Raw genomic sequence first — 25152 nt, 5'->3', positions numbered from 1 at the left:
GTGTTCCTCGGTCTCGATGACCAGCAACGCGCCGGCCTCGCCGAACACGAAGCCGGTGCGGTCGCGGTCGAACGGGCGGCACGCGCCCACCGGGTCGTCGTTCTTGGTCGACATCACGATGCGCATCTGGGCGAACGCCGCGATCGCGACCGCCTCGATCCTGACCTCGACGCCACCGCAGATGGCGATGTCGGCCTCGCCGAACACGATGTTGCGCCAGGCCTGAGCCACACCCTCGGAACCCGACGCGCACGCCGACACGGGCGTGATCACGCCGGCCTTGGCGCGCCGCTCCAGGGCCACCGCGACGGCCGCGCCGTCGGGCATGTACTTGGACACGGCCAGCGGCGAGACCCCGGTGATGCCGCGGGCACGCAGATCGTCATAACTGAACACGATCTGCTCGGCGGACCCCAGGCCGGTGCCGATGGACACCATCAGGCGGTTGCTGTCGACCTCGGGGGAGCCGGCGTTCTCCCAGACCCGCCGGCTCAACACGGCGGACATCCGCTGCAGGTAGCCCATCCGGTGGAGTTCGGCGCGTGTCAGTCCGCCGTCGAAGTCCTCCAGCAGGTGCCCGCCGATGCGAACCGGCAGGTCAAACTCCTCGACGAACGAATCCTCGAGTTTGCGGATACCACTTTGCTTGTCCAGCAACAGCTTCCAGGTGGTTTCGGCATCAGTTGCCAGCGCGGTCGTCATGGCGACGCCAGTGACGACCACATTCGGCAACGTTTTCCCGGTAACCAACTCGGTCATGACTCGCGAAACCTTTCATATGGTCAGGGCTACCAACGCGTGACGTCGAGCCACACTCCCCAACCACATCATGAAAACACAATGTGTCATTGTCCCCAACGTCAAAAGGTCCCCAACGTCAAAAGCGTTGGACGCCCGCCTTTCGCTTTGTGGATACCGCACGTTCGCCGGGCGTCATCCGGCGCGCACCGCCGCCGCGCGCGCCATCAGCCCGCGGCCGCCGGGCAGGGCGCCCACCACGGTGCGGGCCAGCCGGTCGCGGCCGCGCACACCGTCGGTCCTGGCCTTTCCGGCGCGCAGGTGGCGCCAGCCCAACCCGGCCCACGACGCGGCGACGACGGCGTCGGTCACCCCACCGCGAGCGCGACGCCGGTCGACCACCGCCAGGCCGAGCGCGGTCGCCGAGTGCACGGTGTCGACCCAGACCCCGGCCGCGAGCACCTCCGGGCCGGGGTTGACCCCCGACAGCAGCGCCTGGGTCAGGTGGCGTGCGCCCAGGATCCGGGCGACGACGAGCGCCTTGCGGTCCACCTGCACCCCGTGGATGTGGTCGAGCACCTCGTTGGGGGCGGCCAGCAGCAGCACGCCCCACCCCGCCCGGATCAGCTCGATCGCACGAATCTTCATCCGTCACCCCCTATTTGGCGGGCAAAGGGCCCCACCCGTTCGATGAACCGATCGAAGAATGCCGCCGCATCGACGTCAATCCCGATGAGCGCGTTGGGTTCTCGACGGTCCGACCAGTCGGTTACCGTCATCGCGCGGGTCAGGGTTCCGGTCAGCTCGATGTCCACCGTCGCCGGACGCGTCGTGACCAGCTCGGGATCCAGCGCGACGGCGGCGGCCAACGGATCGTGCAGGTGTGCCTGATACCCATGGCCGAGTTCGTGATAGGCCTCCAGGTAGAACCGCATCGCGTCCTCGATCACCCGAATCAGCGGGTTGGACGCCGTCGACCGGGTTCCGGCGTCGTCGTGTTCGCTCAGCCGCGTCGTCGTCGACTCCGCGGCCGCCGCCAGCCGGGCGAGATGATCGGGCGTCATCGCCACCTTGCGGGTCAGATCCAGGCCGCACAGAATCGGGAGCCGCTGTCGTCCAACGTTTTCCGGACACCACGCCGCCAGCACCTCGGCCGCCGCCTCCGGGTCCACGCTGATGTTCCACTCCGCCACCGCGGTGGTGTTGCCCCGGTGGTCGTAGGACCCGCCCATGATCACCAGCCGTTTCAGCAGCGCGGGCAGCTCGGGCTCGACGCGCAGCGCCAGCGCCAGGTTGGTCAGCGGGCCGGTCGCCACGCCGATCAGCTCACCGGGACATGCCCGCGCTGCGCGCACCCAGGCGTCGGCCGAGTCGTAGTCGGTGAGCCGGTGGGAACCCGGTGGCAGGTCGGCGTAGCCCAATCCCCTGGGGCCGTGGACTTTCGACGGCAGCCGCATCGGTCCGGTCAGGGTTTCCCCGGAACCTTTGGAGACCGGTACGCCGGTGCGCCCGCACAGCGCCAGCAGGCCCAGGTTGTTTTCGCAAACCTGCTCCACCCCAACGTTTCCCCCGGTCGAGGCGATGCCGATCACTTCGGCGTCCGAGCTGGCGAACAGGTATATCAGCGCTAGCGCATCATCCACGCCGGTATCGACGTCGACGAAGACGGGAGAGTTCATCGGTTCCAAGATACTCAATTCGGCGGCTAGGCTGACACGATGCCAACCACGTCGGAGCCCCCCGAGGGGGCTGATCTAACGCCGCACTTCGACGATGTGCAGGCCCACTACGATCTGTCGGACGAGTTCTTCCGGCTATTCCTCGACCCGACCCAGACCTACAGCTGCGCCTACTTCGAGCGCGAGGATATGACGCTGGAAGAGGCGCAGATCGCCAAGATCGACCTCGCGCTCGGCAAACTCGGGCTGCAACCGGGCATGACGTTGCTCGACGTCGGTTGCGGTTGGGGCGCCACCATGATGCGGGCCATGGAAAAGTACGACGTCAACGTCGTCGGCCTCACCCTGAGCCGCAACCAGGCCGAGCACGTCGAGCAGCTGATCGCCCGGTCCGGGAGCCCCCGTTCGGCCCGGGTCCTGCTGGAGGGCTGGGAGAAGTTCGACGAGCCCGTCGACCGGATCGTCAGCATCGGTGCCTTCGAGCACTTCGGACACGAGCGCTACGACGCGTTCTTCACCCTGGCACACAGCCTGCTGCCCGCCGACGGGGTCATGCTGCTGCACACCATCACCGGGCTGCACCCCAACGAGATGGTCGAGCGCGGGATGCCCATTTCGTTCACCTTCGCCCGATTCATCAAATTCATTGTCACCGAGATCTTCCCGGGCGGGCGCCTGCCGTCGATACCGCTGGTGGAAGAGCGCGCCACCGCGAACGGTTTCACCGTGAGCCGGGTCCAGTCGCTGCAGCCGCACTACGCGAAGACCCTCGACATCTGGGCCGCCGCGCTGGAAGCCCACAAGGACGAGGCCATCGCGGTGCAGTCCGAGGAAGTCTACGAGCGGTACATGAAATACCTGACCGGTTGCGCCAACGCATTCCGGGTCGGATACGTCGACGTCAATCAGTTCACGTTGCAGAAGTGACTACCAGTGCACGCCGGGGACGAGGCGGACCAGCCGCTTGACTCCTCGGGGTGTCCGGATGCCCCGGGTGACGGCGCGCACCGGCCGGCTGGGCTTGCGGCGGGCGGTCCGCGGGGCCGGGGCGGGTTCGGTGGTTTGCCCCCGCGCGGCGGCCGAATCCGGATAGCCGAGATAGAGCTGGTGCAGCACGCGCCGCGACGTGCGCGGGGCGAAGTAATTGCCGGCCTCGGCGAGCGTGCCCAGCGGGGTGTCGATGCGGGCCGGCTTTTCCACCAACCCACGCACCACCATCGCCGCCGCGCGCTCGGGGCTGATCGCCGGCACCGGGTTGAGCCGGTGCGACGGCACGATCATCGGGGTGCGCACCAGCGGCATGTGGATGTTGGTGAAGGTGATGTGGTCGGACAGCACCTCCGAACCCACCACGTCGGAGAACGCGTCCAGCGCGGCCTTGCTCGGCAGGTAGGAGCTGTACTTGGGATTGCGTGCCTGCACGCCGGCGCTCGACACGTTGACGATGTGGCCGAACCGGCGCTCGCGCCAGTGCGGTAGCAGCGCCAGCACCATCCGCACCGCGCCGAAGTAGTTGACCGCCATCACCCGTTCGTAATCGTGCAGCCGGTCGGTGGAGTTGACCACCGAGCGGCGGATCGACCGGCCGGCGTTGTTCACCAGGTAGTCGACGTGGTCGAAGCGGCCCAGGATGTCCTTGACCGTGTGTTCCACCGACGCGGAATCGGTGACATCGCAGGTAAAGGCATGGGCGACACCACCATTGGCGCGGATCTCGTCGATCAGCGCATCGAGCGCCTCACCGTTGCGGGCCAGCGCGAACACGGTGGCGCCCCGCTCGGCGATCGCGATGGCCGCAGCCCGGCCGATGCCGCTGGACGCGCCGGTGATGATGACGTGGCGGCCCTGCAACGGTCCCTGCGGATCGTCGCGGCGCGCGCGATCCGGATCGAGATGCTCCGCCCAGTACCGCCACAGCTTGGGCGCGTAATCGGCGAACTCCGGAACGCTGATCCCGGTGCCCTGCAAGGCATTTCGCGTCTTCTCGCTGACAAAGGTGGGGGCCAGGTCGACGACGTCGAGCACCTCGGCGGGGATGCCGAGCTGGGTGGCCGCCATGTTGCGCAGCACCCTGGCGCGCCCGCGCACCTTGAGCACCGGGGCGGCCACCGAGCGCGGCAGCGACCCGCGCAGCGGCGGCAGCCCGGCCGCCTTGGCCACGCCGCGGTAGATGCCGCGCAGGCCGATGGTCTTCTCCGCGGTCAGGTGGAACGTCTGCCCGTCGCGGCCGCCGGCATGCATCAGCGCGACCAGGGCGTCGACGACGTAGTCGACCGGGACGATGTTGGTGCGGCCGGTGTCGGGCAGCAGGATCGGGGTCAGCGACGGCAGCACCGCCAGCTTGGCCAGCACGCCGAAGAAGTAATACGGGCCGTCCACCTTGTCCATCTCGCCGGTGCGTGAATCGCCCACCACCACAGCCGGGCGGTAGATGCGATGTCGCAGCGCGGGCGCCGAACGCACCAGCAGCTCGGCCTCGAACTTGGTCTGGTGATAGGGCGTCGGCAGCTGCTGGCCGACGTCGAAATCGTCCTCGGTGTATTCGCCGGCGAAATCGCCGGCCACGGCGATCGACGAGACGTGGTGCAACGTCGCGCCCAGCCGCTCGGCCAGCCCGATCACCGCGCGGGTGCCCTCGACGTTGCTGGCCCGCTGCTCGGGCTCACCGGCGGTGATGTCGTAGATCGCCGCGCAGTGCACCACGTGATCGACCTCGCCCAGCTCGGCGAGGGCCTCGTCGCCCAGCTCCAGCTCCGGCAGCGCGCCGACCAGCGGCTTCACCCGGTCACCCCAGCGTTCCGCGAGCCGCTCGAAGCGGCCCAGCGACTGCCGTCGCACCAGCACCCACACCTGCGCCTCGGGGCGCGACTCCACAAGACGAGACACGACACGGCGACCAATAAACCCGGTACCGCCGGTAACGACATACCGCATGAAGACATGGTGGCGGTGGCAGCCGCGCACGTCAACTGCCGATCTTGCGCGATCGCCACTAGTTGGATGGCGGCGACCCGCTGCGCCCGGCTACGCCACGCTTGCGATCGCCACTAGTCCGATGGTGGCGACCCGCTGCGCCCGGCTATGCCGCGCTTGCGATCGCCACTAGTTGCGGAAGTCGCGGATCCCGTCCCAGTCGACCAGCGTCCAGCCCGTCATCGGGTTACCGCTGATCACCACGCGACCCGCGTTGGGAATCGGGTGGCTGTCCATCAGGCTGTCCTTGGCGTTCTGTGCGTTCATCAGCGTCCACACCATGATTGAGTTCCGGTGCGAGAACACCACCGGGTTGCGGTGGCCGCTGTTGTAGATCTTGTTGATGGCCGCGGTGAACTGGTCGTTGAACTCTTTGCCGCTGACCGAGCCGGGGATGCTGTCGGACACGTCGCCGTTGATCCAGTTCGCCGGCGCCAGCATGTACGTCGACTTCGCCATCGACTCGGGTTTGCCGTTGAACCAGCCGGCGTTGATCTCCTGGATGCCCGGCAGGACCTGGACCTGCTTGCCGAGTTCGGCTGCCAGCGGGGCGGCGGTTTGCTGGGCCCGGGTCATGGTGGAGGCGTAGACGCTGTCGTAGTCCTTGCGGCCGAGTTGGTGCGCGAGCTGCTCGGCCTGCCCCTTGCCCTCCGGCGTCAGGCCCGGGCCTGGCACCTCGGTGTCGATGGTGCCGCTGGCGTTGGCCTCGGACTGGGCGTGGCGGATGAACGTCACCGTGATGGACCGCGCCTGCGGTGAGCCGCCGCCGCAGCCGGCGACGATCATCGTTGCGGTGAGCGCGGCCAGCGCCATCGTGGCTTTCCGGATCATGCTGCGCTTGGGCATGTCGATTAGCCTGCCTTGCCGACGGCTCCGGTGGGAAGGGTTTGCGACGGTTTGTTACCGCGCGGCCTCGGGGAGAGGGCAGGCCTTGGTCACGCCGTCGTTTCGCCGGATGCCAGAGTGGACCAAGGATCACTACTCAACGATCAGGAGACTTCCATGGCGATTGATCCGAGTGCCGTCGGCGCGGTGACCGAACCCATGCAGTTCGAATGGACCGACCGGGACACGCTGCTCTACGCGCTCGGTGTCGGCGCCGGGATCGACGACCTGCCGTTCACCACCGAGAACAGCCACGACATCGACCAGCAGGTGCTGCCCACGTATGCGGTGATCTGCTGCCCGGCCTTCGGCGCGGCCGGTCTGGTCGGAAAGTTCAACTGGGCCATGCTGTTACACGGATCGCAGAGCATCCGGCTGCACGCACCGCTGCCGCCGGCGGGCAAGCTCTCGGTGGTGTCCGAGGTCGCTGACATCCAGGACAAGGGCGAGGGCAAGAATGCGATCCTGGTGTTGCGCGGCCGGGGCACCGAGCCGGATTCCGGGCGGCTGATCGCCGAGACGCTCACCACCCTGGTCATCCGCGGCGAGGGCGGCTTCGGGGGCATGCCGGGCCAGCGGCCCGTCGCGCCGGAATTCCCGGACCGCGAGCCCGACGCCCGCGTCCCGCTGCCCACCCGCGAGGACCAGGCGCTGATCTACCGCCTCTCCGGCGACCGCAACCCGCTGCACAGCGACCCGTGGTTCGCCCGGGAGCTGGCCGGCTTCCCCAAGCCGATCCTGCACGGGCTGTGCACCTACGGGGTGTCGGGTCGCGCGCTGGTGTCCGAGCTGGGCCAGGGCGTCGCGGCCAACATCACTTCGATCGCCTCGCGGTTCACCTCGCCGGTGTTCCCCGGCGAGACACTGACCACGCTGATCTGGCGCACCGAGCCGGGCAAGGCGGTCTTCCGCACCGAGGCTTCGGGTCCCGACGGGGCCGACGCCCGGGTGGTGCTCGACGACGGCGTGGTGGAATACGCCTAGTTCTGCTGGCGGCGGCCCGCTGCTAGCACGCCAGCTGATCCGCCAGCCGGCCGGTGAATTCGCCGGCCCTGGCCGGACTGTCCAGCGCGAACAGCGCTGCGGTGGCGCGGTCGCCGTCGTCGCCGTGCCGCACCAGGATCGGCACGCCGTCGGCACGCACCGCGTCGAACGCGTCCTCGTCGGTGATGTCGTCGCCGAGGTAGACCGGCGTCAGCGGACCGGATCCGGCCTGGTGCAGGTGATCGATCACCCAGCGCAGCGTTTTCCCCTTGTCCCAGTCCAGGTCCGGGCGCAGCTCGATGACCTCGCGGCCGGTGGTGACCCGAAGCTCGTCGCGGCGGCCCGCGGCGCGCACCGCCGCCAGCACCTCGCCAACGCGGTGGCGTTCGGCGTTGCGGTAGTGCACGGCCACCCCGAATCGTTTGTGCTCCACCACAACACCGGGAATCGCGCCGAGCCGGTCGCGCAGCTGGCCGGCCGCCTGCTCGAGCACCGGGATGGCGGCGGCCGCGTCGTCGTTCTGGTGGTGGGTGCCGTCGGGCGCGGTCAGCTCGAAACCGTGACTGCCCGCATACCAGATACCTTGTACGCCAACGCGTTTCGTCACGTCGGCGAGATCGCGGCCGGACAGCACCGCCACCGGGCACCGCGCGGCCAGCCTGTCCAGCGCCTCGGTGGCCCCGGCGACGGGCTGCGCCGAGTCCGGGTCGTCGACGATGTCCGAGAGGGTGCCGTCGAAGTCGAAGAACACGGCCGGTCGACGGTCGGCGAGCCCATCTGCCAAGGCCTGCAACGCATCGGGCAGCTGCGACATCCGGCGGTCGCCGGTCCGCACGGTGACGTCGCGCAGGTCGGCGACCACCGCGTCGGCCCCGGTCTCGTACCCTGTCTCGTCATGCCCGGCCGGGCCGACAGCGATCACCAGCGCGAACCCGGCGGCGCGTGCGGCCTCGATGCCCGCGGCGTCCCCGGCGACCACGACGCAGCGGCCGGGGCGCACCTGCAGCCGGTTGGCCGCCGCCACCGGGCCGTCCGCCGAGACGACGGCGGTGCCCACCCCGGTGTCGTGAAGTCGGGCGGCGAGTGCGGAGCCCAGCGCGCCGTCGTCGTCGAACAGCACCGCGTCATGGCGGCGCGGATCGATGATGACCGGCCCCAACTTGCCCATGACCAACCTTCTCACGGTGGTCGGCCGCCGGGAGAACGGGTCAGCGACGCGCGTGCCCCGGCGCCGACGGATGCGTCGGCGGCACGGGGCGCACCGCCGGGCGCGCGGGACGCTTGCGGTTGAACAGCAGCACGGAAGTGTCGCCGAGGGCCACCAGTCGCGCCATGCCCAGCTCGATGGCGGCGGCCAGCTGCTTGACGTCGAACGCGTCGCCGTGTTCGGCGGTGATGCCGAAGACCAGTTCGTCGCCGTAGCTCAGCACCGCGACGCCGGTGTGCAGCGCCGCGGCCGTTGGGGGGATCGGCAGCAGCCGTTCCAGCGTCTGGCCCATCATTCGCAGCCGGCGGCGCGGCCCGGGCGCGTTGGTGGCCAACGTGACGATGGCGCGCTGCGGAAGGCGGGAGAGCAGCTGTAAGACGTTGCTGCGCAACACCGTTGGCAGGAAGCCGATCGCCGACTCAACGATGCCCGGCGGCTGGGTGGTCAGCTTGGCCTTCCACCTGGTGTGCACCGTCTGCAACCGCCGCACGGGGTCGTCGTGTTCGACGGGCAGGTGCGAGAGCATCGCCGAGCGGACCGGCATCGGCACCAGGGTGCGCAGCGAGTCCGCCCGCGGTTCCTCGCCGCGGCCGAGCAACGCCGTGCGGAATCCCTCGGTGATGGCGGCGAGCGCGACGTCGTTGGCGCTGACACCGAACTTGCGGCAGACGCTATCGACGTCGGCGATCGGGACGCGCACCGTGCTGTAGCGCCGCGAGGCGGTGACCGCATCGGTGCTCACGGTCGGCCACATCGCGCCGACCAGGGCGCCGGCGGCCGACGAAGCCCGCCACAGCGCGTCGACCCAGCCCGGCTTGCCCGGGGCCGGTGGCGAAACCGGTTTGGCCGCAGCGCCGTTGGTGAAGGTATCCGCGTCGGCGTCGTCGCAGAGCCTGCTGATCAGGCGGGCGGCCGAGTTTCCGTCGAGCAGGCCGTGATGGGTCTTCATCAGGATCGCCCACCGGTTGCCCTTCAGGCCCTCGATCACCCAGCACTCCCACAGGGGCCGGTCCGGGTCGAGGGGCCGTTCCAGGGCGTGGGCGATGGCCCGGGACAGCTCGGCCTCGTCGCCGGGGCGGGGGATGGCCACCCGGCGCACGTGGTGGGCCAGGTCGAAGTCCGGGCAGTCGATCCACTCCTGGTTCAGCGGATGCGCCCGCAGCAGCTGCGTGCATCGCGTGATCGGCTGGATACGTTCGGCCAGAAGGCTTTTGAGCCGTTCATAGTCGGGTACGGTGCCGTCCACGATGGCGACCGCACCGATCGCCAGGCTCGCGTGCTGATCTGGATCGTGGGCCTGAAGGAATGCCGTATCCAGTGTCTGTGCCATGCCGGCCCCCGGTGTAGTCCGCTTTTTGAACTTGTACCAGTATCCGTGGAGCTCGCGATCCGCGGTAGTGCCCCAGCGTTAAGACCTTGTTTAAGAGTTGAAGATCGGTTTAACAACAGTTGTACTGAGCCGCGGTAAAATCGAACATCAGTTCGATATACTCGGATCCGTGGGCTGGTTCAACGGGCCGCCGAGCTGGGCGGAAATGGAGCGGGTGCTCGACAGCAAGCCGCGCCATGCCGGGGGGTCGGCGGGCCCGGAACAGGAGGGCCCCCTGTCGCGCAGGCGCGCGACGTACCAGCCGCCGGATGAGGGTCGGGCGTCCCGCTCGTCGGTCGCTTATGCCGAGCTGCATGCGCATTCGGCGTTCAGCTTCCTGGACGGGGCGAGCACGCCCGAGGAGCTGGTCGAGGAGGCGGCCCGGCTGGACCTGCGCGCCCTGGCGCTCACCGACCACGACGGCCTGTACGGGGCGGTGCGGTTCGCCGAGGCGGCGGCCGAGCTCGACATGCGCACCGTGTTCGGCGCCGAGCTGTCGCTGGGCCCGGGTGCGCGCACCGAGCAGCCGGATCCGCCCGGTCCGCACCTGCTGGTGCTGGCCCGCGGCGCGGAGGGGTACCGGCGGTTGTCGCGGCAACTGGCCGCGGCGCATCTGGCCGGCGGCGAGAAGGGCAAGCCCCGCTACGATGTCGACGCGCTGACCGAGGCCGCCGGCGGGCACTGGCACATCCTGACTGGCTGTCGCAAAGGGCATGTCCGCCAAGCGCTTTCCGAGGGCGGCCCCTCGGCGGCGGAGCGGGCGCTGGCCGATCTGGTGGACCGGTTCGGAGCGCAGCGGGTCAGCATCGAGCTGACCCATCACGGTCAGCCGCTCGACGACGAACGCAACGCGGTGCTGGCCGCGCTGGCCCCCCGCTTCGGGGTCGGCGTCGTCGCCACCACCGGCGCGCATTTCGCGGGGCCGTCGCGGCGCCGGCTGGCCATGGCGATGGGCGCCATCCGGGCCCGGCGGTCGCTGGATTCGGCCGCCGGGTGGCTGGCGCCGCTGGGCGGTTCGCACCTGCGCTCGGGTGAGGAGATGGCCCGCCTGTTCGGCCAGTGGCCCGACGTGGTGACCGCGGCCGCCGAGCTGGGCGAGCAGTGCGCCTTCGGGCTGGCGCTCATCGCGCCGCAGCTGCCGCCGTTCGACGTGCCCGCCGGGCATACCGAGGACAGCTGGCTGCGGCAGTTGACCATGGCCGGGGCGCGCGACCGCTACGGGTCGGCCGAGCACGCGCCGCGCGCGTATGCCCAGATCGAGCGCGAGCTCAAAGTCATTGCCCACCTGACGTTTCCGGGCTATTTCCTGGTGGTGCACGACATCGCCCGGTTCTGCCGGGACAACAACATCCTGTGCCAGGGCCGGGGATCGGCCGCCAACTCCGCGGTCTGCTACGCCCTGGGCGTCACCGCCGTCGACCCGGTGGCCAACGAGCTGCTATTCGAGCGTTTTCTGTCGCCGGCCCGCGACGGGCCGCCCGACATCGACATGGACATCGAGTCCGATCAGCGGGAAAAGGTCATCCAGTACGTCTACGACAAGTACGGCCGCGACTACGCCGCCCAGGTCGCCAACGTCATCACCTACCGGGGAAAGATCGCGGTGCGCGACATGGCCCGCGCCCTGGGCTTCTCGCAGGGCCAGCAGGACGCGTGGAGTAAGCAGATCAGCCACTGGAACGGGTTGGCGGACTCGCCCGATGTCGAGGGCATCCCCGAACCGGTGGTCGACCTGGCGAACCAGATCCGGAACCTGCCGCGGCACATGGGCATTCACTCCGGCGGCATGGTGATCTGCGACCGCCCGATCGCCGACGTGTGCCCGGTGGAGTGGGCGCGCATGGAGAACCGCAGCGTCCTGCAATGGGACAAAGACGACTGCGCGGCAATCGGATTGGTGAAGTTCGACCTGCTGGGGCTGGGGATGCTCTCGGCGCTGCACTACGCCATCGACCTGGTGGCCGAGCACAAGGGGATCGAGGTGGACCTGGCCCGCCTCGACCTCTCCGAGCCCGCGGTGTACGCGATGCTGTCCCGTGCCGATTCGGTCGGCGTGTTCCAGGTGGAGTCGCGCGCGCAGATGGCCACCCTGCCGCGGCTGAAGCCGCGGGTGTTCTACGACCTGGTGGTGGAGGTCGCGCTGATCCGTCCCGGCCCCATCCAGGGCGGGTCGGTGCATCCCTACATCCGGCGGCGCAACGGGCTGGACCCGGTGCTCTACGACCACCCGTCGATGGAACCGGCGCTGCGAAAGACATTGGGAGTGCCACTCTTTCAGGAGCAGCTGATGCAGCTCGCGGTCGACTGCGCCGGATTTTCGGCCGCCGAGGCCGATCAGCTGCGCCGCGCGATGGGGTCCAAGCGCTCGACCGAGCGCATGAGACGGCTGCGCGGCCGGTTCTACGAGGGCATGCGCACGCTGCACGGCGCCGACGACGAGGTGATCGACCGCACCTACGAAAAGCTGGAAGCCTTCGCCAATTTCGGCTTCCCGGAAAGCCATGCACTGAGCTTCGCGTCGCTGGTGTTCTACTCGTCGTGGTTCAAGCTGCACCACCCGGCGGCGTTCTGCGCGGCGCTGCTGCGCGCCCAGCCGATGGGGTTCTACTCGCCGCAGTCGCTGGTGGCCGATGCGCGCCGGCACGGTGTGACGGTGCACGGCCCGGACGTCAACGCCAGCCTGGCGCACGCCACGCTCGAGAACGCCGGCACCGAGGTCCGCCTCGGACTGGGCGCGGTCCGCCACATCGGTGACGACCTGGCCGAACAACTCGTCGACGAGCGAAAGTCCAACGGCCCGTTCGCTTCTCTGCTGGACCTGACGACCCGGCTGCAGCTTTCGGTGCCGCAGACCGAGGCGCTGGCGACGGCCGGGGCGCTGGGCTGCTTCGACATGTCCCGGCGCGAGGCGTTGTGGGCGGCCGGGGCCGCGGCCACCCAGCGGCCGGGCCGGCTGCCCGGGGTGGGGTCGTCGTCGCACGTCCCGGCGCTGCCCGGGATGAGCGAGCTGGAACTGGCCGCCGCCGACGTGTGGGCCACCGGCGTCTCCCCGGACAGTTACCCGACGCAGTTCCTGCGGGCCGACCTGGACGCGATGGGGGTGGTGCCCGCCGCGAAGCTGGGCTCGGTGCCCGACGGCGACCGCGTGCTGATCGCGGGCGCGGTGACCCACCGGCAGCGGCCCGGCACCGCGCAGGGGGTGACGTTCATCAATCTCGAGGACGAAACCGGGATGGTCAACGTGCTCTGCGTGCCGGGGGTGTGGGCGCGGCATCGCAAGCTGGCTAACTCGGCCCCGGCGCTGCTGGTGCGCGGGCAGGTGCAAAACGCCAGCGGCGCGATCACCGTCGTCGCCGAGCGGCTCGGCCGCATCACCCTGACGGTCGGCTCGAAATCCCGCGACTTCCGGTGATTCGGTGCCGAACGGTGGTCGGCCGCCAGGACGGCCGTGTCGGTAGCCTCCACACATGACCCTGAACTTGTCCGTCGACGAAGTCCTCACCACCACCCGTTCGGTCCGCAAGCGTCTCGACTTCGACAGGCCGGTCGGCCGTGAGGTGCTGATGGAATGCCTCGAACTGGCGTTGCAGGCGCCCACCGGCTCCAATTCGCAAGGCTGGCAATGGGTATTCGTCGAGGACGCCGAAAAGAAGAAGGCGATCGGCGACATCTACCTGGCGAACGCCCGCGGTTATCTCAGCGCGCCGGGAGCCCAGTACGCCGAGGGGGACACCCGCGGCGAGCGCATGCCCAAGGTCCGCGACTCCGCGACCTACCTCGCCGAGCACATGCACGAGGCGCCGGTCCTGATGATCCCTTGCATCGAGGGCCGCGAAGACAAGACACCGCTGGGCGGTGTGTCGTTTTGGGCGTCGCTGTTCCCGGCGGTCTGGAGTTTCTGCCTGGCGCTGCGCTCGCGGGGCCTGGGCTCCTGCTGGACGACGCTGCACCTGCTGCGCGACGGCGAAAAGCAGGCCGCCGAGGTGCTCGGCATTCCCTACGAAAAATACAGCCAGGGCGGGCTGTTCCCGATCGCCTACACAAAGGGCACCGACTTTCGGCCGGCCAAGCGGCTGCCCGCCGAGCAGCTCACGCACTGGAACAGCTGGTGAGTCACACAGTCAGCGGCCACACCTCGACCACCCCGTGAGCCACCGCACACGGCGTTCGACTCACCCGCTCGATCGCCGCATCGAGATCATCGGCCTCGAACACCGCGAACCCCGCGATCGGCAGCTGTGAACTCAGGAACGACCCGGGCTCGATGCGTACGCCGGCGTCGTCCGGGTTGCGCACAGTGACCGGGTCTCCGGCGATCCCGATGAGTGCGCCGGCCGCGCGCAATTCGTCGTCGCGCGCATGCGCGGACCGCTTACATTCGTCGCTCGCCCGGTTGTACCCGGCTTCGTCTCCGTAACCAATCGTGATGAAGGTAGCCATGTCATGGCTGACTCGCGCGCGGCCCAGTACTCATCGGGCCTAGGTCGCCCCGGCGTAGCCGTGCTGGCGCCAGGCTTCGTAGACGGCGATCGCCGCGGCGTTGGACAGGTTCAGCGAGCGCCGGCCCGCCAGCATCGGGATGCGCACCTGCGCGGTGATGTGCGGGTCGGCCAGCGTCGCGGCGTCCAACCCGGTGGGTTCGGGGCCGAACATCAGCACGTCGCCGGCCCGGTAGTCCACGTCGGCGAACGAGGTGGGCGCGTGCGAGGTGAACGCGAACACCCGCTGCGGTGACAGCGCCGCCCAGGCGGCTGCCAGCGAGGCGTGCACGGTGACCGACGCGAGGTCGTGGTAATCCAGCCCGGCCCGGCGCAGCTTGGGTTCGGACAGATCGAACGCCATCGGCTCGACAAGATGCAATTCGCAGCCCGTCGCCGCCACCGTCCGGATGGCGTTGCCGGTATTGGGTGGGATCCGCGGGGACACGAACATCAGCTTGAACACAACGCCGATAATGGTCCCATGGTCGAGCAGAGCTACTGGATGCAGAAGGTCGCTGCCGATCCGGGACATTCGCAGTGGTACATCGAGCGTTTCCGCGCCATGGCCCGCGCCGGAGACGACCTGGCCGGCGAGGCCCGGTTCGTGGACGCCATGGCGCCGCGCGGCGCGCACATTCTCGACGCCGGCTGCGGGCCCGGGCGGCTGGGCGGATACCTGGCCGCGGTGGGCCACCGGGTGGTCGGCGTGGACGTCGACCCGGCGCTGATCGAAGCGGCCGAGCAGGACTACCCCGGCCCGCGCTGGCTGGTCGGCGACCTTGCCGAGCTGGACCTGCCGGCGCGCGGTATCGCCGAACCGTTCGACGTCATCGTGTCCGCCGGCAACGTCATGGCGTTTCTGGCCCCGAGCACCCGTATCCAGGTGCTGAGCCGGCTGCGGGCCCATGTCGCCGACGACGGGCGGGCGGCGATCGGCTTCGGTGCCGGCCGCGATTACGAGTTCGACGAATTTCTCAACGACGCGGTCGACGCGGGCTTCGCCCCCGATCTGCTGCTGTCCACCTGGGACATGCGCCCGTTCACCGACGTCTCCGATTTCCTCGTTGCGCTCCTTCGGCCCGCCTAGGCTTTCGCGCCCGGTGGTGTTTGCCAGGGGTGACCGGGTGGGGGCGGCGCCACCTTGGAGGGACCTGTCTGCTCAGTGACGATTCTGGTGGCATGCGCCGCGGGCTGTCATACTCGTCGGATTGCCACACCCACACGCACACGCCTGTCTGGCGCGGGGCGGGCGAAATAAAGCAGGAAGTTTCATGAGCCATTCGTTTCATTCGGCGCTCAGGGTCAGCGCAGCGGCCGGTCGTCCGGCCGCGATGACATGACCATGTTCACCCGCCCGACCAACCCGGCCGAGGCGGATGTCGTAGAGCCCGCACCGACGCCCGGCGCCGACGCCGCGCCGGCCAAACGCCCGCCGACCTGGTCGCTGAGCAACTGGCCGGTGCGCTGGAAAGTGCTGGCGATCGTGCTGGTCCCGCTGGTATTGGCGACGGTTTTCGGGGTGCTGCGCATCCACGGCGCCATGGCGAACTCGGCCAACCTGCGGCTGGCCGCCACCCGCGCCGATGTGGTGCCGGTGATCACCAAGTACATGTCGGCGCTGGACGTCGCGCTGCTGGCCAGTTCCACCGGGCGCGACGTCGAGGGGGCCAAGAAGAACTACGCGGCGCGCAAGGGCGAACTGCAGGCCAGGCTGGACGACACCGACGTCAGCGCCGACGTCCGCTCCGGCGTGAACAACCTGCTCGACGGCGGCCAGATGCTGGTGAACAAGGCGGCCGACGCCGGCCTCGGTTTGCGGGAGCGGGTGACGCTCTACGCGCCGATCCTGCTGACGGCCGAGGACGTCATCAACGCCTCGGTGCGTGTCGACGACGAGAAGATCCGCGCGCAGGCGCAGGGCCTGAGCCGGGCGGTCGGTGCCCGCGGGCAGATGACGATGCAGAAGATCCTGGTCACCCGCGGGGCCGACCTTCCCGAGCCGCAGCTGCGGACCTCGATGGCCACCCTGGCGGGCACCGAACCGTCGACGCTGTTCGGCATGAGCGAGGTGCTGGGCGCCGGATCGCCGGAGGCCAAGACGCTCCAGCAGCAGATGGTGAGCCGGATGGCGATCATGTCCGACCCGGCCAGCGTGCTGGTCGACAACGCCGACCTGCTGCGTTCCATCCAGACGACCGACGACATCGCCGACCAGCTGATCAAGAACGCCACCGCGTCGGTGACCAAGTCGGTGCATGCCCAGGCCGCCGAGCGGCGCTCGGCCGCGATCCTGGACACCGCCCTGGTGCTGGGCGCGATCGTCATCGCGTTGGGCGTCGTGCTGCTGGTGGCGCGTGCCCTGGTGCGGCCGCTGCGGATCCTGCGCGACGCCGCGCTCAAGGTCGCCCACTCTGATCTCGTTGAGGAGATCGCCTCGGTGAAAGCCGGTGGGGCCGAACCGATTCCAAGCCCGCTGCCGGTGTACACGAGCGAGGAGATCGGCCAGGTCGCCCACGCTGTGGACGAGCTGCACACGCAGGCGCTGCTGCTGGCCGGCGATGAGGCGCGGCTGCGGCTGCTGGTCAACGACATGTTCGAGACCATGTCGCGGCGCAGCCGCTCGCTGGTCGACCAGCAGCTGGCGCTCATCGACCGGCTGGAGCGCAACGAGGAGAACCCCGAACGCCTGGACAGCCTGTTCCGGCTCGACCACCTGGCGGCCCGGCTGCGCCGCAACAGCGCGAACCTGCTGGTGCTGGCCGGCTCGCAGCTCGCCCGCGACCAGCGCGACCCGGTGCCGCTGGAAACGGTGATCAATGCCGCCGTGTCCGAGGTCGAGGACTACCGCCGTGTCGAAGTCGCCGGACTGCCGGAGTGCGAGCTGATCGGGTCGGCCGCGGGCGGCGCCATCCATCTGTTCGCCGAGCTGGTCGACAACGCCCTGCGCTACTCGCCGCCGACGACGACCGCCCGGATCTCCGCGTCACGCGGCGGCGACGGGGGAGTGGTGGTGCGGATCGCCGACTCCGGTCTGGGAATGAACGACACCGACCGGCGGATGGCCAACATGCGGCTGCAGGCCGGCGGCGACGTCACCCCCGACAACGCCCGGCACATGGGGCTTTTCGTGGTCGGCCGGATCGCGGCCCGGCACGGCATCCGGGTGGGGCTGCGCGGCCCCGCGGCCAACGAGTCGGGTTCGGGTACCACCGCCGAGATCTACCTGCCGCCGACGGTGCTCGCCGGCCGAGCCGTCGCCCAGTCGGCGGCGCCCCGCCACATCCGCGCCGTCTCCTCGCCGAGCGCCAAGCTCGCCAGCGCGAACGCCGAGGACGCCCGGCAGGACGACGGCACGCTCGAGCCGGCGGCACGCACCGGCCCGTCCGTCACACTGCTGCCGCGCCGCAACCCGGGTTCCAGCGGCATCACCGAAGTTCCCGCGGTCCCCGCCCCGGCCGCCGAACAACTGCCCCGCCGCCAGCGCCGCGAGCTGGCGACGCCCTGGTGGGAGAACGCCCCCAAGGCGCCGCCCGCGCCCGAGCCCGAGGCAGCACCCGACCCGAAGCCAGAGCCGGCCCGGGCGGCGTCGGACACGTCGGCCTTCTTCTCCGCCCGCTCCCGGGAGGCCGACAGCCGCACGCAGGCCCGGCCAGACCAGCCGGCGCCGGTGGCGTCCATCCCGTCGGTCCCGAAGGCCCCGGCGGGTCCGACCGACGACGACGTCATCTACCGGCGGATGCTGTCGGAGATGCTCGGCGACCCGCACGACCTGGTCAACAGCCCCGACCTGGATTGGCAGTCGGTCTGGGACCGTGGCTGGACGCTGGCGGCCGCGGCGGAGGAGAGGCCCGTCGAGGCCCACACCACCGACCACGGCCTGCCGGTGCGCACGCCGGGTGCGCGGCTGGTGCCCGGCGGCGCCAACGGCGCCTTACAGGACGAGCCGGACGAGCCGGACCAGGGGCTGAACGGCCGATCCCCGTCGCACCGGGAGCCGCAGCACGCGGCCACCGGCCCCTTAGCCCGCGACCCCGAGGCGGTTCGCGCCTCGTTCAGTAACCATTTCGGTGGCGTGCGCACCGGACGCTCGCACGCCCGTGAGACCGATCAAGGATCCGACGAATAATGACTTCCCCCGACAACTCCCTGGACTGGCTGGTGACCAGGTTCGCCCACGAGGTCCCCGGCGTCGCGCACGCGCTGCTGGTCTCCGTCGACGGGCTGCCCATCGCCGCCAGCGAGCATCTCCCGCGCGAACGCGCCGATCAGCTGGCCGCCGTGGCCTCCGGACTGGCCAGCCTGGCCACCGGCGCCGCGCAGCTGTTCGAGGGCGGCCAGGTGCTTCAATCGGTGGTCGAGATGCAGAACGGCTACCTGCTGTTGATGCGGGTCGGGGATGGCTCGCACCTGGCGACGCTGGCCGCGGCGTCGTGCGACATCGGTCAGATCGGCTACGAGATGGCCGTCCTCGTCGAACGGGTGGGTGGCGTGGTGCAGTCGACCCGCCGGTCGGCCGTGCAGCAGCACTCGTGAGCCGCGATGGACACCCCCCAGAACTGGCCGGCTCACCGTAAGGGGAACCTGGTCCGCCCGTACACCCTGACGTCCGGACGCACCGACACCAACGTCGACCTCCCCCTCGAGGCGCCGATTCAGACGCTGCAGGCCGGCCTGACGCACCGGTGGCCACCCAACGACGCGCGGGGCAGAATCATTCAACTGTGCGTCGACAGCCCGTCGGTCGCCGAAATCTCGGCCCGGCTGGACCTTCCGCTCGGCGTCGCGCGCGTCCTGGTCGGGGATCTGGTGCTGTCCGGCTACGTTCGAGTGCATAAGACGTTGTCCGAGCGTTCCACCAGAGACGAGCGCCACGAACTCATAGGAAGGACACTGCGTGGCTTACGCGCACTCTGACGTGCAGGCCGATTCCGGCACCCACGCGTCGACGAAGATCGTGATCGCCGGTGGATTCGGGGCCGGCAAGACCACCTTCGTCGGGGCGGTGTCGGAGATCATGCCGCTGCGCACCGAGGCGATGCTCACCGACGCCTCGACCGGCGTCGACGCGCTCGAGGCCACCCCGGACAAGCGGACCACCACCGTCGCAATGGATTTCGGCCGGATCACCCTCGCCGAGGACCTGGTGCTCTACCTGTTCGGAACGCCGGGGCAGCGCCGCTTCTGGTTCATGTGGGACGACCTGGTGCGCGGCGCCATCGGCGCGGTCGTGCTGGTCGACTGCAGGCGCCTGCAGGACAGCTTCGCTGCGGTCGACTTCTTCGAGCACCGCAACCTGCCCTTTCTCGTCGCGGTCAACGAGTTCGACGGCGCGCCCCGCTACCCGGTCGCCGAGGTGCGCGAGGCGCTGACCCTGCCGCCACACATCCCGGTGATCAGCATCGACGCCAGGGATCGGCGGTCGGCGACCGACGCCCTGATCGCGGTCAGCGAATACGCCCTGGCCAGCCTGTCGGCCAATTGACCACGCGGTGGGTCGACCAGGAATTCGGGGGCCACGACTTCACCGACGACGACCTCAGCCGACTGCAGACCGAACGGGTCGTGTTCACCGAATGCAACTTCGGCGGCGCCAACCTCGCCGAGTCGCAGCACCGCGGATCGGCCTTCCGTAACTGCACGTTCCGGCGGACATCGTTGTGGCACAGCACGTTTTCCCAGTGCAGCATGCTCGGCTCGGTGTTCGTGCAGTGCCGGCTGCGGCCGGTCACGTTCGACGAGGTCGACTTCACGCTCGCCGTGCTCGGCGGCATCGACCTGCGCGGCGTCGACCTGAGCGGCTGCCGGCTGCGGGAAACCAGCCTGGTGGAGGCCGATCTGCGCAAGGCCGTGCTGCGCGGCGCGGACCTGCGCGGGGCGCGGACCGCCGGTACCCGCCTGGACGAGGCGGACCTGCGCGGCAGCAGCGTGGATCCGGCGCTGTGGACGACGGCCTCGCTGACCGGCGCCCGCGTCGATGTCGACCAGGCCGTCGCCTTCGCCCTCGCTCACGGGCTGCGGCTGGATGGGGGTCTGGACGGCTGAGCCATCAGCGGCTGATCGCTCAGCGGGTGAGCCGGATGCGCCACCGCACCAGCGCGGCGTAGGCGACGGTGAGCACCGCGAGCATGCCCATGTCGAACAGCCAGGCCACCGACGTGTGCTCGAAATGGCTGTCCCGCGGGCTCTGCGGGCCGGGCGACACCGCCCACAGATCGACCGTCGACCCCTGCGCCGCGTACCCCCACCGCGAGGGCACCAGCCAGGACAGCTGGTCGAGGAAGATCCGATGGGTGACCGGCACCATGCCGCCGGAGAGCACCATCTGCATCATCAGCGACACCACCAGCAGCGGCATGATCTGCTCGTTGGAGCGCGCCAGGGCCGAGAGCAACAGGCCCAGCATCGCCGCCGCCACACACGTCGCGGCGACCCCGGCGAACAGTTCGAGGGTGGCGTTACCGAGCAGCACCGCCGGCCGCGTCGGCGGCCCCTTGCCCACCACCACGATGGCTGTGGCGATCGCCGCCTGGATGACGGCGAACGTGCAGAACACCGCCATTTTGGCCAGCAGGTAGGCCGTGCTCGACAGGCCGACCGCCTGTTCCCGCCGGAAGATCGGCCGCTCGCCGATCAGGTCGCGGATGGTCAGCGCGGTCCCCATGAACGCGGCCGCCATGGTGAGCAAAGTCAGGATCATCCCGGCCTCACCGGCCGACTCGCTCACCGGATCGGCATAGCCGAAACCGACGCTGCCGGGCACGGTCAGTGACAGCGCGCCCATTACGAACGGCAGCACCGCCAGGAACAGGAAGTAGGCGCGGTCGGAGACCACCAGCCGGACCTGGCGGCGCGCGATCGTCGAGAACTGGCGGCGCTTGCTGGTGCGCGCCGGGACGTCCAGCTCGGCGGGTGACTCGGTCAGCGTGGGCGGCGGCGGTCTGTTCTGCGCCAGGAAGCGGCGATTGGCCTCGTCCGGATTGGCGCCCACCTTGGCGAAGATGTGCGCCCAGTTGGTGGTGCCCATGGCCGCGCCGATCTGGCCGGGCGCGCCGAGGTACGCCGTCTTGCCGCCCGGCGCCATCAGCAGCACCTGGTCGCAGACGTCGAGGTAGGTCAGCGAGTGGGTCACCACCAGGACGACGCGGCCGGCGTCGGCGAGCTGCCGCAGCATGGTCATGACCTGCAGATCCAGCGCCGGGTCCAGGCCGGAGGTCGGCTCGTCGAGGATCAGCAGCGACGGCCCGGTCAGCAGTTCCAGGGCCACCGACGCGCGCTTGCGCTGACCTCCGGACAAGTTGTCGACGCGGGTGTTCGCGTGCTCGGTCAGGCCCAGCTCGTCGAGGACCTGGGCGACCACCTGCTCGCGGTCGGACTTGCTGGTGTCCGGCGGCAGGCGCAGCTCGGCGGCGTAGCCGAGCGCCTGGCTGACCGTCAGCTGCCGGTGCACGACGTCGTCCTGCGGGACCATCCCGATCCTGGTGCGCAGCGAGGCGTACTCGGTGTGGATGTTGTGGCCCTCGAAGGTGACCGAGCCCGACGACGGGGTGGCGTACCCGGCGATCAGCCGAGACAGCGTGGTCTTGCCCGCGCCCGACCCGCCGATCAGCGCGGTCAGCGTGCCGGGCCGGGCGACGAAAGAGATCCGCTCCAGCAGGTTCTTGCCGTCGACGCCGAAGTTGACCTCGCGCACCTCCAGGCCGCCGGCCCGGGTCGCCGCCTCCTGGCGGCGGACCAGCACGCCGCTTTGGAACACCAGGTCGACGTTGCCGATCGTCACCACGTCGCCGTCGGACAGCTCCGCGGACCCGACCCTGACACCGTTGACGAAGGTGCCGTTGCTGCTGTTCGCGTCGCGGATCTCGGCGCCGGTCGGGGTCGGGTTCAGGAAGGCGTGATGGCGTGAGGCCAACACGTCGGGCACGACGATGTCGTTGTTGAGCGCGCGCCCGATCCGGGCGGTGCGGCCGGCCTGCGGCCGGAGCTCGGAGTCGGACCCCGGGACGCCGACCCAGGTGGTCGGGAACTCCACGGCGTCGCGGGCGCGGCCGGCCGGGGTGGGCGGGTTCAGCGCGGCGGGGGGCGGCCCGGACCGCGGTACGGCGCGGGTCGCGCTGTCCGGCGGGACGATCGGAGCGGCGGCCCGGCGCTGGGCGTCCCGCCGGGGGAAGGAGCGCGACGACGGCGGCGCGGGCGGCCGTGGCGGAGGCGCACCCGGCCGGGGCGGGGCGGTCGCCGGGCGCGGGCCGGTCGCCGGCGCCGGCGCGGCGGGCCGCGCGGTGATGATCGGGACCGAGTTGGTGGTCGGCGGCAGCAGGCCGACGCTGCCCGTGTGCTGGCCCACTTCGAAGGTGATCCGCGGGCCGTCGGGCTTGCCGATGTTGATCGTCTGGCCGTCGTGGATGTCGACGACCGGCACCCGCTGGCCGTCCAGGTAGACCCCGTTGAGCGAGTTGTTGTCTACGGCCTGCCACCGCCCCTGATCGAAGCGCAGCAGCACGTGAGCGCGGGCGATCAGCGGGTGCGCCACGCGCAGGTCGGCGCGCAGGTCGCTGCCCACCACCACATCGCGGCCGGCGGCGAAACTACCTTCGGAGCGGTCAGATCGAGCCGTCAGCACGGGCTGCGCAGGTCGAGTCATCACATCCAGGTTGGGGTCGAGGTTGGGGCGCCGGCCTAGCGTTTCAGCCGGATATGCCAGCGCACGAAGCCGGTGTAGCCGATCGACAGCGCGGCGAGCATGAACATGTCGAACACGAAAATGTGCTTCGAGTGCTGCCAGATCGGGTCGTTGGTCGGGATCTGCTTGACCTTCACCAGCGACGGGAAGTCGATCGAGGACGCGCCCGCCGCGTAGCCCCAGCGGGCGGGCGTCAGCCACGCCATCTGCTCGAGGCCGAAGCGCTGATACACCGGGATCATGCCGCTGGAGAACACCAGCTGGGACATGATCGAGACCACCAGCAGCGGCATGATCTGCTCGTTGGACTGCGCCAGCGCCGACAGCAGCAGGCCCAGCATGGCCGAGGCCACACAGGTGCCCGCGACGGTGACGAACAGCGAGAAGGTGGAGTTGCCGAAGAACTGGGGATGCGCCGTCGGCGCGCCCTTACCCAGCCGCACGATCGTGGTCGCGATGGCCGCCTGGCCGGTGGCGAAGACGCAGAACACGGCGATCTTGGCCAGCAGATAGGCGGTGGTGGACAGCCCCACCGCCTGTTCTCGCTTGAAGATGGCGCGCTCGCCGATCAGGTCGCGGATGGTCAGCGCGGTGCCCATGAAGACGGCACCGATGTTCAGCAGCACCATGATGTACTGCGGCTGCGTCGGCGCGGGACCCATCGGGTCGGCCGGGCCGAGGCCCGGGTGCGGGCCCTTCACCGTCAATGACAACGCGCCGATGAGGAACGGCAGGACCGCCAGGAAGATCGTGTAGCCGCGGTCGGACACCACGAGGCGCACCTGGCGCCGGGCGATCGTGGACAACTGCCGGAACAGGTCGGTCTGTGGTGGTTCGCCCAGGTCCGCCGGGCTCTCCGGGGTCGGTGGCCGCGACGACTGCTGGTTGCGCTCCTTGAAGCGGCGGTTGGCCTCGTCCGGGTCGGCACCCACCTTGGCGAAGATGTCGGCCCAGTTGCGGGTCCCCATGGCGGACTCGACCTGGTCGGGCGGCCCGCAGAACGCCGTCTTCCCGCCGGGTGCGACCAGCAGGATCTGGTCGCACACGTCCAGGTACGACACCGAGTGGGTCACCACCAGCACCACGCGTCCCGCGTCGGCAAGCTGGCGCAGCATCAGCATGACCTGACGGTCCAGCGCCGGGTCCAGACCCGACGTCGGCTCGTCGAGCAGCAGCAGCGACGGCTGGGTGAGCAGCTCGAGGGCGACCGAGGCGCGCTTGCGCTGGCCACCGGAGAGCTTGTCGACCCGCGTGTCGGCGTGCTGGGTCATGTCGAGTTCCTCGAGCACCTGCGCGACGACGCGGGCCCGCTCCTCTTTGCTGGTGTCGCCTGGCAGGCGCAGTTCGGCCGCGTAGTTCAGGGCCTGGTTGACCGTCAGCTGGCGGTGCACCACGTCGTCCTGCGGGACCATCCCGATCCTGCTGCGCATGGACGCGTACTCGGTGTGGATGTTGTGGCCCTCGAAGGTCACATTGCCCGAGGTCGGGCTGGTGTAGCCGACGATCAGCCGCGAGAGGGTGGTCTTGCCGGCACCCGAACCACCGATGATGGCGGTCAGTGTCCCGGGACGGGCGGTCAGCGAGATGTGGTCGAGCAGCTGCTTGCCGTGGTCGACGGTGTAGCAGACGGAGTTGACCTCCAGCCCGCCGGTGCGCGTCGCGGCCTCGGTGCGGCGGACCAGGCTGTCGCCGGTGAACACCAGGTCGACGTTGCCGATGGTGACCACGTCGCCCTCGGTCAGCACCGCCGAGCCGACCCGGACGCCGTTGACGAACGTCCCGTTCACGCTGTGTGCGTCGCGGATCTCGGTGCCCAGCGGCGTCTGGATCAAGAAGGCGTGGTGGCGCGAGGCCAGGACGTCCTGGATGACGATGTCGTTGTCGGTGGCGCGGCCGATGGTCTGCGACCCGGCCGGCTTTTGGATCGCGCCGGACCGCGACGGCAGCAGCGCCTGGAACATCTTCGTCGCCAGGTTTGCCACCTCGGGCGGCTTGGCGGAGGCGGGGGCCATCTGGGTGTGCGGGCTGGCCGAGACCTGTCTCTTATACACATCTCCGAGCCCACGAGACTGCAGCTAATCGCGTATGCCGTCTTCTGCTTGAAAAAAAAAAGGGGGGGGGGGGGGGGGGGGGGGGGGGGGGGGCGGGGGGGGGGGGGG

At 69.9% G+C, this 25152-nt stretch carries 21 protein-coding genes and 1 pseudogene; 11 read left to right on the top strand and 11 right to left on the bottom strand.

The features are described from left to right. From A5760_RS11740 to A5760_RS11730, 3 genes are all read right to left on the bottom strand, one after another. Positions 1–759, bottom strand: a 759-nt coding sequence (locus A5760_RS11740; RefSeq protein WP_269199179.1) for a beta-ketoacyl synthase N-terminal-like domain-containing protein, incomplete at its 3' end; no start/stop codon positions are given. Between the two features lie 174 nt (positions 760–933). Next, positions 934–1386, bottom strand: a complete 453-nt coding sequence (locus A5760_RS11735; RefSeq protein WP_064880846.1) for a hypothetical protein — start codon at positions 1384–1386, stop codon at positions 934–936. Next, positions 1383–2417 (bottom strand): nucleoside hydrolase, encoded by a 1035-nt coding sequence (locus A5760_RS11730; RefSeq protein WP_064880844.1) that lies wholly within the window; start codon positions 2415–2417, stop codon positions 1383–1385. Before A5760_RS11730 ends, A5760_RS11735 begins: the two co-directional genes overlap by 4 nt. A gap of 39 nt (positions 2418–2456) precedes the next feature. Between A5760_RS11730 and cmaA1 the strand changes: the two genes are divergently transcribed. Continuing rightward, on the top strand, positions 2457–3344 hold the full coding sequence (cmaA1, locus tag A5760_RS11725) for a cyclopropane mycolic acid synthase CmaA1 (RefSeq protein ID WP_064880842.1): 888 nt from the start codon (positions 2457–2459) through the stop codon (positions 3342–3344). On the opposite strand, the gene A5760_RS11720 is transcribed toward cmaA1, so the two are convergent. Continuing rightward, entirely contained in the window at positions 3345–5351 is a 2007-nt protein-coding gene (locus A5760_RS11720; RefSeq protein WP_064880840.1) for an SDR family oxidoreductase, read from the bottom strand. It abuts the gene before it with no gap. A 62-nt stretch (positions 5352–5413) separates the two neighbouring features. On the opposite strand from A5760_RS11720, the pseudogene A5760_RS27785 reads away from it, so the two are divergent. Further along, positions 5414–5530: pseudogene (locus A5760_RS27785) on the top strand (gamma-glutamyl-gamma-aminobutyrate hydrolase family protein); the annotation flags it as partial. Here the strand turns inward: A5760_RS27785 and A5760_RS11715 are convergent. Then, the gene (locus A5760_RS11715) at positions 5520–6236 is read right to left on the bottom strand and encodes a histidine phosphatase family protein (RefSeq protein ID WP_064880838.1); all 717 of its coding nucleotides are present in this window, start codon (positions 6234–6236) and stop codon (positions 5520–5522) included. The pseudogene A5760_RS27785 and the gene A5760_RS11715 sit on opposite strands and share 11 nt — an antisense overlap. Positions 6237–6392: 156 nt before the next feature. Between A5760_RS11715 and A5760_RS11710 the strand changes: the two genes are divergently transcribed. Continuing rightward, complete coding sequence (locus A5760_RS11710; RefSeq protein WP_064880836.1) at positions 6393–7259, top strand: MaoC family dehydratase; 867 nt, start codon at positions 6393–6395, stop codon at positions 7257–7259. Between the two features lie 22 nt (positions 7260–7281). Here A5760_RS11710 and otsB read toward each other — a convergent pair whose 3' ends face one another. Both otsB and A5760_RS11700 read right to left on the bottom strand, forming a co-directional pair. Beyond that, positions 7282–8427: a trehalose-phosphatase gene (otsB, locus tag A5760_RS11705; protein ID WP_064880834.1), complete on the bottom strand. Its 1146-nt coding sequence runs from the start codon at positions 8425–8427 to the stop codon at positions 7282–7284. Between the two features lie 40 nt (positions 8428–8467). Next, the gene (locus A5760_RS11700) at positions 8468–9796 is read right to left on the bottom strand and encodes a wax ester/triacylglycerol synthase domain-containing protein (protein ID WP_064880832.1); all 1329 of its coding nucleotides are present in this window, start codon (positions 9794–9796) and stop codon (positions 8468–8470) included. A 169-nt stretch (positions 9797–9965) separates the two neighbouring features. On the opposite strand from A5760_RS11700, the gene A5760_RS11695 reads away from it, so the two are divergent. Both A5760_RS11695 and A5760_RS11690 read left to right on the top strand, forming a co-directional pair. Continuing rightward, complete coding sequence (locus A5760_RS11695; protein ID WP_064880830.1) at positions 9966–13247, top strand: error-prone DNA polymerase; 3282 nt, start codon at positions 9966–9968, stop codon at positions 13245–13247. 55 nt (positions 13248–13302) lie between these two features. Continuing rightward, complete coding sequence (locus A5760_RS11690) at positions 13303–13947, top strand: nitroreductase family protein (RefSeq protein WP_064880828.1); 645 nt, start codon at positions 13303–13305, stop codon at positions 13945–13947. Position 13948: 1 nt separating this feature from the next. Here A5760_RS11690 and A5760_RS11685 read toward each other — a convergent pair whose 3' ends face one another. After that, positions 13949–14275 carry a YciI family protein gene (locus A5760_RS11685; RefSeq protein WP_064880826.1) on the bottom strand — a complete coding sequence of 109 codons (327 nt, stop codon included), beginning with the start codon at positions 14273–14275 and terminating at the stop codon, positions 13949–13951. A 39-nt stretch (positions 14276–14314) separates the two neighbouring features. Then, a complete protein-coding gene (locus A5760_RS11680) occupies positions 14315–14779 on the bottom strand; it encodes a tRNA (cytidine(34)-2'-O)-methyltransferase (protein ID WP_064880824.1) in 465 nt (154 codons plus the stop codon). A gap of 18 nt (positions 14780–14797) precedes the next feature. Here A5760_RS11680 and A5760_RS11675 point away from each other — a divergent pair, with 18 nt between their 5' ends. From A5760_RS11675 to A5760_RS11650, 6 genes are all read left to right on the top strand, one after another. Next, positions 14798–15403 (top strand): class I SAM-dependent methyltransferase, encoded by a 606-nt coding sequence (locus A5760_RS11675; RefSeq protein ID WP_064880822.1) that lies wholly within the window; start codon positions 14798–14800, stop codon positions 15401–15403. 249 nt (positions 15404–15652) lie between these two features. Next, on the top strand, positions 15653–18442 hold the full coding sequence (locus A5760_RS11670; protein ID WP_064880821.1) for an ATP-binding protein: 2790 nt from the start codon (positions 15653–15655) through the stop codon (positions 18440–18442). Further along, on the top strand, positions 18442–18849 hold the full coding sequence (locus tag A5760_RS11665) for a serine protease inhibitor (protein WP_064880818.1): 408 nt from the start codon (positions 18442–18444) through the stop codon (positions 18847–18849). The genes A5760_RS11670 and A5760_RS11665 overlap by 1 nt, the downstream gene beginning before the upstream one ends. 6 nt (positions 18850–18855) lie before the next feature. Further along, positions 18856–19230, top strand: a complete 375-nt coding sequence (locus tag A5760_RS11660) for a DUF742 domain-containing protein (protein ID WP_064880816.1) — start codon at positions 18856–18858, stop codon at positions 19228–19230. Next, complete coding sequence (locus tag A5760_RS11655) at positions 19211–19798, top strand: GTP-binding protein (protein ID WP_064880814.1); 588 nt, start codon at positions 19211–19213, stop codon at positions 19796–19798. Before A5760_RS11660 ends, A5760_RS11655 begins: the two co-directional genes overlap by 20 nt. After that, the gene (locus A5760_RS11650) at positions 19795–20358 is read left to right on the top strand and encodes a pentapeptide repeat-containing protein (RefSeq protein WP_064880811.1); all 564 of its coding nucleotides are present in this window, start codon (positions 19795–19797) and stop codon (positions 20356–20358) included. Before A5760_RS11655 ends, A5760_RS11650 begins: the two co-directional genes overlap by 4 nt. A 19-nt stretch (positions 20359–20377) precedes the next feature. Here the strand turns inward: A5760_RS11650 and A5760_RS11645 are convergent, their stop codons facing one another. Together A5760_RS11645 and A5760_RS11640 are read right to left on the bottom strand one after the other, a co-directional pair. Further along, positions 20378–22954: an ATP-binding cassette domain-containing protein gene (locus tag A5760_RS11645; RefSeq protein ID WP_064880809.1), complete on the bottom strand. Its 2577-nt coding sequence runs from the start codon at positions 22952–22954 to the stop codon at positions 20378–20380. A gap of 35 nt (positions 22955–22989) precedes the next feature. Beyond that, positions 22990–25044: an ATP-binding cassette domain-containing protein gene (locus tag A5760_RS11640; protein ID WP_231122616.1), complete on the bottom strand. Its 2055-nt coding sequence runs from the start codon at positions 25042–25044 to the stop codon at positions 22990–22992. Positions 25045–25152: the final 108 nt, after the last annotated feature.

Origin of the sequence: Mycobacterium colombiense, from assembly GCF_001665835.1 — a bacterium.
GTDB lineage: Bacteria > Actinomycetota > Actinomycetes > Mycobacteriales > Mycobacteriaceae > Mycobacterium > Mycobacterium colombiense_A.
The sequence above is the reverse complement of the archived record's forward strand: the minus strand, read 5'-3'. Positions and strand labels throughout refer to the sequence as shown.

Bases quoted from the DNA above. Each gene is read 5' to 3' on its own strand.
- A5760_RS11735 (WP_064880846.1), bottom strand. From the start codon at position 1,386: ATGAAGATTCGTGCGATCGAGCTGATCCGGGCGGGGTGGGGCGTGCTG.
- A5760_RS11730 (WP_064880844.1), bottom strand. From the start codon at position 2,417: ATGAACTCTCCCGTCTTCGTCGACGTCGATACCGGCGTGGATGATGCG.
- cmaA1 (WP_064880842.1), top strand. From the start codon at position 2,457: ATGCCAACCACGTCGGAGCCCCCCGAGGGGGCTGATCTAACGCCGCAC.
- A5760_RS11720 (WP_064880840.1), bottom strand. From the start codon at position 5,351: ATGCGGTATGTCGTTACCGGCGGTACCGGGTTTATTGGTCGCCGTGTC.
- A5760_RS11715 (WP_064880838.1), bottom strand. From the start codon at position 6,236: ATGCCCAAGCGCAGCATGATCCGGAAAGCCACGATGGCGCTGGCCGCG.
- A5760_RS11710 (WP_064880836.1), top strand. From the start codon at position 6,393: ATGGCGATTGATCCGAGTGCCGTCGGCGCGGTGACCGAACCCATGCAG.
- otsB (WP_064880834.1), bottom strand. From the start codon at position 8,427: ATGGGCAAGTTGGGGCCGGTCATCATCGATCCGCGCCGCCATGACGCG.
- A5760_RS11700 (WP_064880832.1), bottom strand. From the start codon at position 9,796: ATGGCACAGACACTGGATACGGCATTCCTTCAGGCCCACGATCCAGAT.
- A5760_RS11690 (WP_064880828.1), top strand. From the start codon at position 13,303: ATGACCCTGAACTTGTCCGTCGACGAAGTCCTCACCACCACCCGTTCG.
- A5760_RS11685 (WP_064880826.1), bottom strand. From the start codon at position 14,275: ATGGCTACCTTCATCACGATTGGTTACGGAGACGAAGCCGGGTACAAC.
- A5760_RS11675 (WP_064880822.1), top strand. From the start codon at position 14,798: ATGGTCGAGCAGAGCTACTGGATGCAGAAGGTCGCTGCCGATCCGGGA.
- A5760_RS11670 (WP_064880821.1), top strand. From the start codon at position 15,653: ATGACCATGTTCACCCGCCCGACCAACCCGGCCGAGGCGGATGTCGTA.
- A5760_RS11665 (WP_064880818.1), top strand. From the start codon at position 18,442: ATGACTTCCCCCGACAACTCCCTGGACTGGCTGGTGACCAGGTTCGCC.
- A5760_RS11660 (WP_064880816.1), top strand. From the start codon at position 18,856: ATGGACACCCCCCAGAACTGGCCGGCTCACCGTAAGGGGAACCTGGTC.
- A5760_RS11645 (WP_064880809.1), bottom strand. From the start codon at position 22,954: ATGACTCGACCTGCGCAGCCCGTGCTGACGGCTCGATCTGACCGCTCC.